This window comes from Clostridium sp. CM038, from assembly GCF_055081105.1.
Genome location: NZ_CM143651.1, coordinates 1,207,448 through 1,220,571 on the forward strand (window position 1 = coordinate 1,207,448; position 13,124 = coordinate 1,220,571).

The 13,124-nt window shown below is 32.5% G+C and carries 14 protein-coding genes and 1 riboswitch; of the genes, 10 read left to right on the forward strand and 4 right to left on the reverse strand.

The genetic code is table 11. From position 1 onward, the window contains the following. The first annotated feature begins 65 nt into the window (after positions 1-65). The 4 genes from ACWJKS_RS05445 to ACWJKS_RS05460 all read left to right on the forward strand — a co-directional run bounded on the left by ACWJKS_RS05445 (position 66) and on the right by ACWJKS_RS05460 (position 4,166). Positions 66-443 (forward strand): BlaI/MecI/CopY family transcriptional regulator, encoded by a 378-nt coding sequence (locus tag ACWJKS_RS05445; RefSeq protein WP_216303803.1) that lies wholly within the window; start codon positions 66-68, stop codon positions 441-443. A gap of 7 nt (positions 444-450) precedes the next feature. After that, positions 451-2,229 carry a BlaR1 family beta-lactam sensor/signal transducer gene (locus tag ACWJKS_RS05450; RefSeq protein WP_462960640.1) on the forward strand — a complete coding sequence of 593 codons (1,779 nt, stop codon included), beginning with the start codon at positions 451-453 and terminating at the stop codon, positions 2,227-2,229. Between the two features lie 36 nt (positions 2,230-2,265). Further along, positions 2,266-3,198, forward strand: a complete 933-nt coding sequence (gene bla, locus ACWJKS_RS05455; RefSeq protein WP_462960641.1) for a class A beta-lactamase — start codon at positions 2,266-2,268, stop codon at positions 3,196-3,198. A gap of 461 nt (positions 3,199-3,659) precedes the next feature. Then, positions 3,660-4,166 (forward strand): GNAT family N-acetyltransferase, encoded by a 507-nt coding sequence (locus ACWJKS_RS05460; protein ID WP_462960642.1) that lies wholly within the window; start codon positions 3,660-3,662, stop codon positions 4,164-4,166. 294 nt (positions 4,167-4,460) lie between these two features. On the opposite strand, the gene ACWJKS_RS05465 is transcribed toward ACWJKS_RS05460, so the two are convergent. From ACWJKS_RS05465 to ACWJKS_RS05480, 4 genes are all read right to left on the reverse strand, one after another. Next, positions 4,461-4,904 carry a hypothetical protein gene (locus ACWJKS_RS05465; RefSeq protein WP_462960643.1) on the reverse strand — a complete coding sequence of 148 codons (444 nt, stop codon included), beginning with the start codon at positions 4,902-4,904 and terminating at the stop codon, positions 4,461-4,463. 192 nt (positions 4,905-5,096) lie between these two features. Beyond that, positions 5,097-6,959 carry an oxidoreductase gene (locus tag ACWJKS_RS05470; RefSeq protein WP_462960644.1) on the reverse strand — a complete coding sequence of 621 codons (1,863 nt, stop codon included), beginning with the start codon at positions 6,957-6,959 and terminating at the stop codon, positions 5,097-5,099. Then, the gene (locus tag ACWJKS_RS05475) at positions 6,868-7,089 is read right to left on the reverse strand and encodes a cupin domain-containing protein (protein ID WP_462960645.1); all 222 of its coding nucleotides are present in this window, start codon (positions 7,087-7,089) and stop codon (positions 6,868-6,870) included. The genes ACWJKS_RS05470 and ACWJKS_RS05475 overlap by 92 nt, the downstream gene beginning before the upstream one ends. Next, the gene (locus tag ACWJKS_RS05480) at positions 7,080-7,265 is read right to left on the reverse strand and encodes a hypothetical protein (RefSeq protein ID WP_462960646.1); all 186 of its coding nucleotides are present in this window, start codon (positions 7,263-7,265) and stop codon (positions 7,080-7,082) included. Before ACWJKS_RS05480 ends, ACWJKS_RS05475 begins: the two co-directional genes overlap by 10 nt. 525 nt (positions 7,266-7,790) lie before the next feature. Between ACWJKS_RS05480 and ACWJKS_RS05485 the strand changes: the two genes are divergently transcribed. From ACWJKS_RS05485 to ACWJKS_RS05510, 6 genes are all read left to right on the forward strand, one after another. Beyond that, positions 7,791-8,570: an acyl-CoA dehydratase activase gene (locus ACWJKS_RS05485; RefSeq protein ID WP_462960647.1), complete on the forward strand. Its 780-nt coding sequence runs from the start codon at positions 7,791-7,793 to the stop codon at positions 8,568-8,570. 17 nt (positions 8,571-8,587) lie between these two features. Then, positions 8,588-9,733, forward strand: a complete 1,146-nt coding sequence (locus tag ACWJKS_RS05490) for a double-cubane-cluster-containing anaerobic reductase (RefSeq protein WP_462960648.1) — start codon at positions 8,588-8,590, stop codon at positions 9,731-9,733. Positions 9,734-9,972: 239 nt separating this feature from the next. Beyond that, positions 9,973-10,041, forward strand: a riboswitch (glycine riboswitch). 82 nt (positions 10,042-10,123) lie between these two features. After that, positions 10,124-10,501 carry a GrdX family protein gene (locus ACWJKS_RS05495; RefSeq protein ID WP_187351433.1) on the forward strand — a complete coding sequence of 126 codons (378 nt, stop codon included), beginning with the start codon at positions 10,124-10,126 and terminating at the stop codon, positions 10,499-10,501. A 31-nt stretch (positions 10,502-10,532) separates the two neighbouring features. After that, positions 10,533-11,453, forward strand: coding sequence for a thioredoxin-disulfide reductase (gene trxB, locus ACWJKS_RS05500; protein WP_216303810.1), 921 nt, complete (start codon positions 10,533-10,535; stop codon positions 11,451-11,453). Between the two features lie 18 nt (positions 11,454-11,471). Next, on the forward strand, positions 11,472-11,804 hold the full coding sequence (locus tag ACWJKS_RS05505) for a thioredoxin family protein (protein ID WP_216303811.1): 333 nt from the start codon (positions 11,472-11,474) through the stop codon (positions 11,802-11,804). A gap of 32 nt (positions 11,805-11,836) precedes the next feature. Next, positions 11,837-13,123: a glycine/sarcosine/betaine reductase component B subunit gene (locus tag ACWJKS_RS05510; protein ID WP_462960649.1), complete on the forward strand. Its 1,287-nt coding sequence runs from the start codon at positions 11,837-11,839 to the stop codon at positions 13,121-13,123. Position 13,124: the final 1 nt, after the last annotated feature.

Below are 13,124 nucleotides of genomic sequence, written 5' to 3' on the forward strand. Positions count from 1 at the left end.
ATAAGTTTCTAATAAAAATATATATATAGATGTATTAATATAAATTATGAGGGGAGTTAAGAAGAATGAAAGAAATACCAAGAATTGCTGAAACTGAGTGGAAGGTTATGAAGATTATATGGTCTGATGCTCCAGTGACAGCAAATAATGTAATAGAAAAATTAAGTGGTGATGTTAGTTGGAAACCTAAGACTGTAAAAACGTTGATTAACAGGTTACTAAATAAAAATATTATTTCCTATGAAAAGGAAGGACGAATATATAAATATTACCCTATTTTTACTGAAGAACAATGTGTAAAAATTGAACGCAACTCCTTTCTTGATAGGATATATAATGGGGGCTTTAAAGAAATGCTTTTAAATTTTATAGAGGATGAAAATTTATCAACAGAAGATATAGAAGACCTTAAACAAATTCTTGATTGCAAGAAAGATAGGTAAATTTATTATGTTAATATCTAAGTTTTTTTCTCATTTAATTTATTCTTCCATTACTAGTAGCATAGTGATATTTGGCATATTGTTAATTAAAATTTTATTTAATAAGAAATTGGGGGCAAGATGGAATTATTATATTTGGTTTATACTAATTTTAAAATTGCTAATTCCTTATTTTCCTCAAAGCCCAGTAAGTATAGATAGAATTATAAGCTTTTTTTCAAATATTGCACACAAAAGTATGAATATTACCAATGTAACAGTTTCAAATAATTCACATAAAGAATTATCTATGGTAATGAACTCAACGAAGGACTATGCTATTTCTATAAATAGAGATTATTCAATATTTTATATTCTATGGTTAATGGTTTTTCTTATAGGCTTTGCCTTAATTGTTATAACCAATATTAAGCTTAGGGCAGGAATAAAAGATAAACCACAAATTTATGATGAAAATATTAAGGTTTTATTGGAAGGCTGTAAAAAAGATCTAAATATAAATCGAAGCATAAATATTGTAAGAATAGATGGTGATAGATGTCCAGCACTTTTTGGATTTATAAACCCCTATATTCTTATTCCTGATGGAATAGAAGAGAAAATTACACAGGATGAGATGAGATATATATTGCTACATGAACTAGCTCATTACAAGAGAAAGGACATGGCTGTAAGTTTGTTAATAAGTCTACTACAATTAATTTATTGGTTTAATCCTATTATATATTATGGTTTTTATCTTATGAAAAAAGATATGGAAATAGCTTGTGATGGACATGTTCTTTCAAAAATAAATGAGGAAGAGATAAAAGGCTATGGCCTTACTATTATTAAACTTCTAGAGTTAATTGCTTATAATAGAAATAATATTTTCACACTTGGTATTATAAAAAGCAAAAATAATGCAAAAAATAGGATAAAAATGATAGCTGGATTTAAGAAAGATTCAAAAGGTATAGTGTTGACTAAAACAGTTGTTTTTATTATTTTAACATGTATGTTTTTAGGTAGTACACAAGGAAATGCCATAGTAAAGGATAAAAAAGTATTAGAAAAAAATAGTGTTCATAAAGATTTAAGCAGATTTTATAAGGGCTTTGAAGGAAGCTTTGTATTGTTTGATGTTAATAAAGGAGACTATATAGTTTATAACAAAGAGAAAAGTGAAAAAAGAGTATCACCTTGCTCAACCTATAAAATAGTAGAAGCTTTGATAGGGTTAGAAACAGGTGTTATTAAAGATGAGAAAGAACTTTTCAAATGGGATGGGAGTAAATATCCTTATAGGGAGTGGAATCAAGATAATACATTATTTTCTGCAATGAAATATTCTGTAAATTGGTATTTTGAAGAAGTAGATAGAGAAATAGGCAAAAATAAATTGAAGTACTATATAGATAAGATGGATTATGGTAACAAGGATATTTATTCTCTACAAGCTGATTACTGGCTTCAAGCTTCTTTAAAAATTTCACCTATAGAACAGGTGGAAATGCTAAAAAAAATGTATAATTATGAATTGCCTTTTTCCAAGAAAAATATAGACATAGTAAAAAATTCAATAAAAATAATGGAAGATGGGGAAAGAGTAATGTATGGCAAGACCGGTTCAGGTGTTGAAAATAATAAAGAAGTTAATGGTTGGTTTGTAGGATATATAGAAGAAAATAATGATATGTATTTTTTCGCGACAAATATTGAAGGAAAAAATGGTGCTACAGGCGTAAAAGCCAAGGAAATAACATTACAGATATTAAGAGATTTAGGTAATGTTATGAAAAAATAACTTAACAGATTGATTAAATAACAAAGGAGAATTTATATGAAAAAATTAGTAAATTCAAAATTCAAGGTAAATAAGTTTAAAATTGCTATATTTATGCCGCTTATGATCTTTTCTCTTACTAGCTGTGGAAAGGTAGCAACTCAGCCACCTGTAAACACGAAGTCTGACACACAATATAATTCGTCATTTTCACAACTTGAAAGTGATTATGCTGTTAAACTTGGTGTATATGCTTTTGATACAGAGACGAATAAAGAAGTCGTATATCGTGCTGATGATAGGTTTGCTTACTGTTCTACATTCAAAGCTTTAGCCGCTGGTGCTGTTTTAAAACAAGATTCATTAGAGCAGCTTAAACAAGTAGTTAAATATAACAAAGAAGATGTTCTCTCTCATGCTCCAATTACAAAAGATAACGTTGATAAAGGCATGACCATTGAAGAACTTTGCAATGCAGCAGTACGTTTTAGTGATAATACAGCTGCAAATCTTTTATTTGATCATATAGGTGGACCTAATGGTTTTAAATCTGCACTTAATCAATTAGGGGATAACGTTACGCAACCTACACGTATAGAACCAGATCTAAACGAAGCCATACCTGAAGATATTAGGGACACTAGCACACCACGACAATTGGCAACTGATTTGCAAGCATACACAACTGGAGATATATTAACAGACGATAAGAAAAAAATTCTTATTGATTGGATGACAGGAAATGCAATAGGTAATACACTAATTCGTGCAGGAGCACCAGATGGCTGGGTAGTTGCTGACAAAAGTGGAGCTGGTTCTTACGGAACAAGAAATGATATTGCCATAGTAATGCCACCAAACAAAAAACCTATAATTATTGCAATATTGTCAACTCACGATAAAAAAGAGGCTAAATACGATGATAAACTGATTGCTCAAGCTTCTAAAATTATATTTGATTCTTTTAGCACAACTGAAAATAACAATTAAAGTAAGTTTGCCTATGTATTAAATTAGCGGAAAATCTCTAGCAAGTAAAACAGGAACTGCTGAACTGGAAAAGAAAAGTGCAGATGATAAAAATGGAAAATAAAATTTAATGTATTTAACTCAATATTATTAAAAGGAAAGATTAAAATGGCAAATAAATAAGTTGAACTTTCAACTAAATTATATGAATTTATAATGGATGAAGAAATTAAACAGTTAAAAATATCATTTAAAGGTTTTAGTGAACAAGAAAAGCAAATGGCAACTGAATTAGTAAAAAGAATGAGTGAAATATAGAAAAATATTGGCTCGATATAAAAAATAAATCAGTGTTAGCAAAGCAAAATAATTCAAGGTAATATTTGGGTGTAATAGATTAACAAAGTAGAAATATGGTAACTAATACAGAAGTTTATATATAGGCAAAACAGGGGCTATTTGTAGCTATAAGGAGGAGTGAAATGGAATTTAGAAAAGCAGTTGAAACAGATACTAATGATATAATGAGTATTATCATGCAGGCACAAGCATACTTAAAAAAGCATGGGATTAACCAATGGCAGAATAACTATCCCAATGTTGAAATAATAAGTAATGATATTGATAATAAAAATGGTTATGTACTGTTAAAAGACGATAATATTGTTGCTACTGCAGCAGTTTCTTTTGATGGAGAAAAAACATATGACTCTATTTATGAGGGGCAATGGATTAGTGATAATGAATATGCAGTTATTCATAGAATCGCTATTGACAACAATTATAAAGGATTAGCATTAGCATCACAGATTATCAAAAATATAGAGCAGATTTGTTTGAATAAAGGTGTGTACAGTATAAAAATGGATACACATGAAGAAAACTTATCTATGCAAAAGCTGCTTAAGAAAAACAAATTTCAGTATTGTGGAATAATTTATTTAGAAGATGGAAATAAAAGAATAGCTTTTGAGAAAACACTATACTAAAAAAATAGTCACAAAATCATGAGTAATATTAATTAATGGATCTTCATTAGAATTACTTATGGATATATTTAATCATTCGTCAAAATCACAGACTTTAAGATACATTGGGATTACTGAAGAACAAAAGAGGGAAGTTTATTTGAAATCTAACATTGGATAGAAAAATGTACCCCTATTTCAAGCTAATATACATTTTTGGCGGGATAGGCAGAAACACCCAATATAAAAAATACCTCCTGTTAAGTTTATCGTATCTTAACAAGGAGGTATTTTTTATAAATAATTCTTTGGTTCTTATTGACATTTTTTTAAAAAGTATTCTATGTGATGTGAAACTATTTCTTTACAATAATCTGTAAGATCAAATTCTCCATCTTTTTGAGACCAATTGTATATCGTCCCCCTTGAGATTAGAAGCAATTCATCACGAATTTGATTTGCTCGATAATCAGTTCTCAAAACACTCTCATCCTGTGCTTTTTGTATGAGTATCAACAAATTGCTTGAAAGTGCGCGATTATCTGAGAGAAAAAATTCATTACCATGTGTCAATTGAGCCTTGTAAATTTGAGTAATAGCATCTACACCAAGCATCTTAGCATATTTCGTTTGATAACCAATATACTCTATTATCTTATCAATTATGTTCTCGGCCTGCAAATGATTAACCACATATTCATCAAAATATTTATCACATTCAGAATAGCCTTCGATTATTATACCTTCCTTGCCCTTCAAATGGTGATAAAAAGCTCCCGTTGACACTTCTGATTTTTCACATATTTGTTTTATGGCCTTGTTCTTTCATCAATTTCAAAGAAATATCCAGAATATGGTTTTTGGTACTGATTGCCTGCTTTTGCCTGTTTGTCATCTCTTCCATAATATAACCTCCGCAACTCAAGGGAGTAGATAAATAGCTACTAATTATTAAATATTCATGGCTACTTCAAATGCGTCCCAAATAGATTTCATAATGTTCTTAACTTCCCTAGAATCCCCAATATTATAAGTTTCCTTTTTACTTTTGTCAAGTATGCTTTGTAGTGGATTATAAGGCTCGTACCCTGTTGCAGCTATTATTGTGTCTGCGTTTAATATACTTTCTCCATCTTTATTAGAAACTTTAACGCCATTTGAATCTATTTTTTCAATCTTTGTGCTAGTCATTACTTTAATATTGTTGAATGGAAGTAAATCCTTCATCATATCCCAGTTCATAAATGGCATATTGTGAGGACCACCGCAAATAACCGGAAGCATTTCTATTATGCTAACATTTTTGCCCATTTTTGACAACCAAAGACCGGCTTCACAACCAACAAGACCTGCACCTATTATTACAATATCTTTACCAGCCAAGGATGGATCAATTAATACATCAGTTGCACTTAAAATCTTTCTATCTGTGTAAAATTTAGGGATAAACGCCTTAGAACCTGTTGCCATTACAATAACATCAGCATCCGTTATCTCAATCATCGACTCATCAGCAGTTGTATTTAATTGAACGTTAACTCCTAATATATCCATTTGTCTTTGATACCATTTGCATAGAGAGCGGTCATCGCTCTTGAAATCAGGTATTCCACCTGGTATTAATGTTCCACCTAATTTACCGCTCTTTTCAAGCAATGTTACATGGTGGCATCTCAACTTGCAAACTCTTGCAGTCTCCATACCTGCAAGTCCACCACCAATTATTAAAACACTCTTTTTTTTCATTGCTGGTGTTAAGTGATATGATTTTTCACGACCACATTGAGGATTAACTGCACAAGATAATGGTAGCCCATGAGCAATTCTTCCCATACACCCATCATGACAAGATAGACATGGTCTAATATCTTCCCACTCATCCGCTTTTATCTTCATAGGTAGATATGGGTCAGCCAAAAGTGGACGTCCAAAGGAAACAATATCACAAGAATTAGTATCAAATGCGTCATTAATCACGTCAGGGTCATCCATTCTACCTGAAATAGTGACTGGAACATCCACAACTTGCTTAACTTGTCTACCGAATTCTCTGTACATTCCCTTTTCGTTAAAATACATTGGTGGGTGATTCCAATACCAAGAATCATAAGTTCCAGCATCAACATTTAGCATATCATAGCCCGCTTCTACTAATATTTTAGCTGCTTCCAATCCTTCTTCTGTATCCTTACCAACTTCATCAAATTTTTCTCCTGGTAATGCGCCTTGACGAAGTCCCTTCATCATACTCTTAACACTGAAACGTAGTGAAACTGGAAAATCTTCACCACATTGTGCCTTGATTCCCTTAACTATATCAGTTGCGATTTTCAAACGGCCTCTTAAGTCTCCGCCATATTCATCAACTCTTTTGTTAAAGAAACCGATTGCGAATTGATCTAAAAGATATCCTTCGTGTACAGCATGGACCTCAACTCCATCAAAACCTGACTGTTTTGCCACTGCTGCTGATTTTATGAAGTTTTCTATTAAAACTTTTATATCTTCAGTAGTCATTGCTTCATGAGTTAATCTTGGGTCAAAGCGGTTTTCTGCCTTTGAAGGAGCAATTGGCTTTTTATATAGTCCAGGCATTGCAGAACGTCCCAAACCACCTGTCAATTGTAAAAATATTTTTGCATTATAAGAATGAATTCTTTCATTCATTGGAGCTGTTGACATATTAAAGCATAGTGGATTATAAGTAGGGCAAGGTTGAATTTTATTTATCCCAGTTTTCTGGTACAGGCTTAGTGATGTATTCAGTTCCTGAGAATATAGGGCAAGCACCACCAAATTTACCAACCACACCATCAATCATCTTAATTGAATGAGGAACACCTGCTGGAATATAAACAGCACCTGGAGTTTTAATTTCGTAATAGTCATCACCTAAAGTTACTGCGATAGTAGCTGCATTTTCTCCTCCTAAGATTAAATACATTTCATCTCCATAATGAATATGTGGAGTTGCCTTTCCCATAGTGCTTTAGCTTCTGGAACAATGCTAGAGCTCATAATCACAGGAAATCCCTTACCTCCTATGGAACCCTCATGATCTGGGAGACTCTCTTGCCAGCAAATTTCATTAACTACCAAATGTTCAAATTTCCTTTCCATAATAATTGCCACCTTCTAATTGTTTTAACAACATACCCCATAGAGAATATTTACATAATATATTCACCGAATGCGTTATGTAAATATATTCTATAACAATGATAAAAAAATGTAAACAATATGATTTAAAACCATAAATTACAATTGAATTTAAGCTGCAAATTTGATTGTAATTTATGGACTATCATTGCTTACAGAAGTGAACAACAAGTTAATAAAGTAATCGATGAAAACGAATCTGATATAAAAGAAAAAAATACATACAAAATGAAACTTGCAACATTAGAAGGTTATAAAAAGTTAAATAACAGTAACACACTCTGATTCAGAAATCTATACCTGAAAAACAGTTATAATTCCAATATAATGCATAATGTTCATTGTGAATAAACTGTAAATATAGTAAAATAATATTATGTTTTATATATTATGGAGGGAATGAAAATGAATTGCAAAAATGTGTGATTAGTTTAGAGGTTTATTATTTTTTTAATTATGTACAATAAGAAAGTGAAGGTGAAGGACATGCTATACATAGGAATTGACATTGGATCAACTGCTTCTAAGGTATGTATTCTTGAACATGATAAAATTAAAAATACTTTTATTTACCCAACAGGTTGGAGTAGTGTCAAAACAGCTGAGGAAATAAAACAAGCAATAGTAAAACTAGGAATGACCTCTAGTAATAGTAAAATAGTTGCAACAGGTTACGGAAGGGTTTCTGTACCCTATGCAGATAAAACAATAACTGAAATAACCTGCCATGCAGTTGGGGCGTATTATTTATTACATGAAGATTGTACAGTTATTGATATAGGTGGACAAGATACAAAAGTTATAACTGTTGAAAGTGGTAAGGTTACAAACTTCTCTATGAATGATAAGTGTGCAGCTGGTACTGGTAAATTTTTAGAATTAATGGCTGGAACACTAGGATTCGATATTGATGAACTTTGTACTGAAGCCGCAAAGGGGAGTGGAACAACTATCAGTTCGATGTGTACCGTTTTTGCAGAATCTGAAGTCATTAGTCTTATTGGTAGTGGTAAAAAACGTAAAGATATTGCATTTGGTGTAATAGAATCTATTACTGGTAAAGTAAAATCGCTGTGTCAGAAACATTCTGATTCACATAATTATTTCTTAACAGGAGGACTTTGCGATAGCCCATTTATTATGGATCAACTTTCAGAAAAATTAGGTTCACCTGTAGCTACTCAAAAAATGGCAAGATATGCAGGTGCTATTGGAGCGGCTATAATGGCAAGCAGAATTGAAAAAAGTTCTAATAAAACGTTATAACGGAGGGGGATATATTAATGAATAACTTACCAGAAAAATTTGAAGATTTTAGTGAGGCAAGAAGAAATGCTTTTTTAAGCATCAAGAATTTAAAAGATGAAGGCAAGAAGGTTGTGGGTGTATTTTGTACTTTCACACCAACAGAAATAATAATGGCCGCAGATGCTATTGCAGTTTCATTATGCAGTATGACTGAGGAACCTATAGCTGATGCCGAAAGGGATTTACCAAGAAATCTATGCCCATTAATTAAAGCATCTTATGGCTTTGCAATTACAGATAAATGTCCATTTTTTTATTTTTCCGATATGATTGTTGGAGAAACTACATGTGATGGAAAGAAGAAGATGTATGAATATTTAGCAGATATTAAGAAGACTCATATTATGCAGCTTCCTCAAAACTGTAATGATGAGGATTCTTATAAACTATGGAGCAATGAATTAGTAAAGCTAAAGAAGTGTCTAGAAAATTTTTATGGTGTTGAAATTACGGATGAAAAGCTTAAAATAGCGATTAAGCTTAAAAATAGGGAAAGAGTAGCTCTAAGAAAGTTTTATGAGCTAGGCCAGCTAGAACCACCAGCAATTACAGGCTACGAAATGCATAAGGTTCTATCTGGAGCAGGATTTAAATTGGATAAAGAAGTATTGATAAAAGATCTTGAAAGCATAACAAGTGAGTCATTAGATAGGTACAATATGGGGGAAAGAAAAGTTTCGAGTGATGCAAAGAGAATACTTATTACAGGATGTCCTCTAGGACAAGGAACTGAAAAAATAATTAAGGCAATAGAAGAGAATGGTGGAGTAGTGGTATGCTATGAAAACTGCGGTGGAGCTAAAACAACAGAGACATTGGTTGATGAAAACAAGGATCCTCTTTACGCTTTAACAGAAAAATATTTAAATATTGGATGCTCTTGTATGACTCCAAATGATAACAGAATAGATTTGTTAGAAAAGTTATGTAAAGAATATAAAGCTGACGGAGTAATAGATGTAATACTTCAAGCTTGTCATACGTATAATGTAGAAACTCTTAGATTAAAAAGAGTTTTCAACAAGAAAAATATTCCATATATGAGCATTGAAACAGATTATTCTCAAGCAGATATAGGACAAATTAATACAAGAATGTCAGCATTTATAGAGATGTTATAATATAAATGATTTAAGTGGATATTATTTGAATTTATAGATAGTATTTGAATTAAAAGCTTTACATTGTTAAAAAAAAGATTATAATAAAGTTGTAATAACTTTTAAATATTGATAGATGATGTTTTCGGGAGATTAAGCTTAAGCTTAGTTATTTAATATAACATCCTTAAATGGATAGCCGAAGGGCCAAGTATTACATGCGCTGTAATATGAATATCTCAGGCAAAAGGACCGAAGATTGATATACCTCTGGAAAGCAATTGCACCGAAGGAGTAATTCTCTCAGGTAAAAAGACAGAGATAAAGGCTTAAATGAGCTTCTTATCTTTGTCTTTTTTTATGCGCAAGCGGAAATAAATTGAATTAATGTATTTGTAAGGGGGGGATTAATTGATAGAAGAAGTATTGATTGTAACTAATAACCCATTATGTCTAGACAAATTTGGTGAAAAATATAAAGTCGAATTTTTAAGTACTGGAATAATGAATGTACTAAAAGCTGTAAGAAATCATATTCATAAGGGACACCTTTTGCTCACACATCCGCTTTCTAGCAGCATAAAGCCAAATGAAACGCCCTACAAAACTGTAATAATAACAAAATCAAAAAAAGAAGTAATAGATTTACAGTCAGTTAATTTTATTGAAGAATCAATACACACAACTGAAAAATTCATTAAAGATAGGGGAACACCAGCATGGTCAGATGCGGTGCGAAATGATTTCATGTTAATAGATTACGATATTATAAGTCATGGTCTAAATTGAAAATAAATGCAATATACTGGGAGGGCTTAAAATGGAGCATATTTATGACACTATAATTATAGGAGGTGGCCCAGCTGGGCTATCGGCAGGGCTTTACGCATCAAGGTCAAAACTTGATTCTATAATAATTGAACGAGGAAAATTTGGAGGACAGGCCGCAATAACAGATGAACTTGCAAATTATCCTGGCTCAATTGAAGAGTGCACTGGTCCAAAATTGATTAAAAGAATGAGAACTCAAGCCGAGGAATTTGGTACAAAGTTTGCAAAAGATACTGTAGAAAATATTTTACTTGAAGGTGAAATAAAAACTGTTAAATGCAAAAAAGAAACATATAAGGCTAAAACTATTGTAATTGCAACAGGCGCTTATCCCAGATTAGCAGGTTTTAAAAATGAAAATGAGCTACGGGGCAAGGGAATTTCATATTGCGCTACCTGTGATGCTGATTTCTTTACGGAGCTCGATGTAGCCGTAAATGGCGGTGGAGATTCCGCCATAACTGAAGCAATTTATCTCACGAAGTTTGCAGATAGTGTAACAGTAATTCATAGAAGAGATGAATTAAGAGCTTGTAAATCAATTCAAGAAAAAGCTTTTGCTAATCCAAAAATCAAGTTTATATACGACTCAGTTATAGATGAGGCAGAAGGCGATGAAATACTTGAAGGCCTTAAGGTCAGAAATGTTAAAACAGGCGAAGTTCAAAAAGTGAAGGTTGATGGATGCTTTGTATTTGTCGGATACATTCCTATTTCAGAAATTTTCAAAGGTAAGGTCAATATGGATGAAAGTGGTTATGTAATGACGAATGATGATATGGTAACCAACATTCCAGGCGTTTTCGCAGCTGGAGATATTAGGGTCAAGAATTTGAGACAGGTTATAACTGCAGCAGCTGATGGCGCAATAGCAGCAACTTCTGCAGAAGTATATATAGCAAATAAATAGAATTAGGGGGTATTTAAAATGATTAGTTTGACAAAGGAAAATTTTGATGAGGAAGTAGTATCTTATTCTGAAAAAGCAGTATTTGTTGATTTCTGGGGTGACAAATGTGAAGTATGTAAGGAACTTATGCCTGGAGTACACGAACTAGAAAACAAATATAGCGATAAAATCAAATTTGCAAGTCTTAATATCGGTGGTTCTAGAAGACTCGCTATATCTCAAAGAGTACTTGGACTCCCAACGATGATAATTTATAAAAATAACGAAAAAATAAGCACTATTACCCCTGAAAACATCGAAACAATTGATGATGTAGAGAATTTTATTAAAAGCGTTTATGAAACATTGTAATAAATGGCTAAACTATTTCGGAGGTGGAAACTTTGCGTTTAGAACTTGGTGAAATTAAAATTAATGATGTTCAATTTGGCACTTGCACAAAGGTTGAAAAGGGAGTTCTTTTTGTAAATAAAGAAGAACTGCTTGCACATATAGGCGGAGATGAAAGAATTGAAAGTATTAGCATTGAAATTGCAAGACCCGGAGATGAGACAAGAATAATTCCAGTTAAAGACGTTATTGAGCCAAGGGTAAAGGTATCAGGTAGCGGTGGGATATTTCCAGGATTTATAAGCAAGGTTGATACAGTTGGAAATGGAAGAACAAATGTTTTGAAAGGCGCAGCTGTTGTAACTACTGGAAATATTGTTGGGTTCCAGGAAGGAATCATTGACATGAGTGGAATTGGTGCTAAATATACACCATTTTCAAAATTAAACAACGTTGTAATAACATGTGAAACAAAGAAAAGCGTACTTCCACATGATCACGAAGAAGCTGTTAGAATGGTTGGATTTAAGGCTGCAACATATCTTGGTGAATGTGCAAGAGAACTTGAGGCTGATGAAATTAAGACTTTCGAAACACTTCCTCTTTTAGAACAGGTAAAACAGTATCCTGATCTTCCTAAAGTAATATATGTATATATGCTTCAAAGTCAGGGGCTTCTTCATGACACTTATGTATATGGAGTTGATGCAAAGAAAATAATACCTACATTCATATACCCAACGGAAATATTTGATGGTGCTATTGTTTCAGGAAACTGTGTTTCAGCTTGTGATAAGAACCCATCGTATGTTCATATGAATCATCCTGTAATTGAGGATTTGTATGAGAGACATGGTATTGACTACAATTTCCTTGGATGTGTATTAACTAATGAAACTGTATACCTTGCAGATAAAGAAAGATCATCAAGCTATACTGCAAAATTAGTTGAATATTTAGGTGCAGATGCAGTAATAATTTCTGAGGAGGGTTTTGGAAATCCAGACGCAGATTTAGTTATGAATTGTAACAAGATTTCAGCACTAGGAATTAAAACAGTGCTAATAACCGATGAATATGCTGGTCAAGATGGAGCTTCACAATCACTTGCAGATTCAACTCCTAAGGGCGATGCAGTAGTAACTGCTGGAAATGCAAATGAAGTTATTGTACTTCCCGCAATGAAGAAAATTATCGGTCATCCGGAAAATGCAAATGTTATTGCTGGAGGACATTTTGGAAGTTTGAGAGAGGACGGCTCAATTGAAGCTGAAATCCAGGTAATTACTGGAGCAACAAGCGAAGTTGGGTATAATACTTTAAGTACAAGAGGGTACTAAT

Coding starts and splice junctions, on each gene's coding strand:
- ACWJKS_RS05480 (WP_462960646.1), bottom strand. CDS start 7,265: ATGGAAAGGAAATTTGAACATTTGGTAGTTAATGAAATTTGCTGGCAA.
- ACWJKS_RS05475 (WP_462960645.1), bottom strand. CDS start 7,089: ATGTATTTAATCTTAGGAGGAGAAAATGCAGCTACTATCGCAGTAACT.
- ACWJKS_RS05445 (WP_216303803.1), top strand. CDS start 66: ATGAAAGAAATACCAAGAATTGCTGAAACTGAGTGGAAGGTTATGAAG.
- ACWJKS_RS05460 (WP_462960642.1), top strand. CDS start 3,660: ATGGAATTTAGAAAAGCAGTTGAAACAGATACTAATGATATAATGAGT.
- ACWJKS_RS05490 (WP_462960648.1), top strand. CDS start 8,588: ATGAATAACTTACCAGAAAAATTTGAAGATTTTAGTGAGGCAAGAAGA.
- trxB (WP_216303810.1), top strand. CDS start 10,533: ATGGAGCATATTTATGACACTATAATTATAGGAGGTGGCCCAGCTGGG.
- ACWJKS_RS05505 (WP_216303811.1), top strand. CDS start 11,472: ATGATTAGTTTGACAAAGGAAAATTTTGATGAGGAAGTAGTATCTTAT.
- ACWJKS_RS05450 (WP_462960640.1), top strand. CDS start 451: ATGTTAATATCTAAGTTTTTTTCTCATTTAATTTATTCTTCCATTACT.
- ACWJKS_RS05470 (WP_462960644.1), bottom strand. CDS start 6,959: ATGGTGTGGTTGGTAAATTTGGTGGTGCTTGCCCTATATTCTCAGGAA.
- ACWJKS_RS05485 (WP_462960647.1), top strand. CDS start 7,791: ATGCTATACATAGGAATTGACATTGGATCAACTGCTTCTAAGGTATGT.
- bla (WP_462960641.1), top strand. CDS start 2,266: ATGAAAAAATTAGTAAATTCAAAATTCAAGGTAAATAAGTTTAAAATT.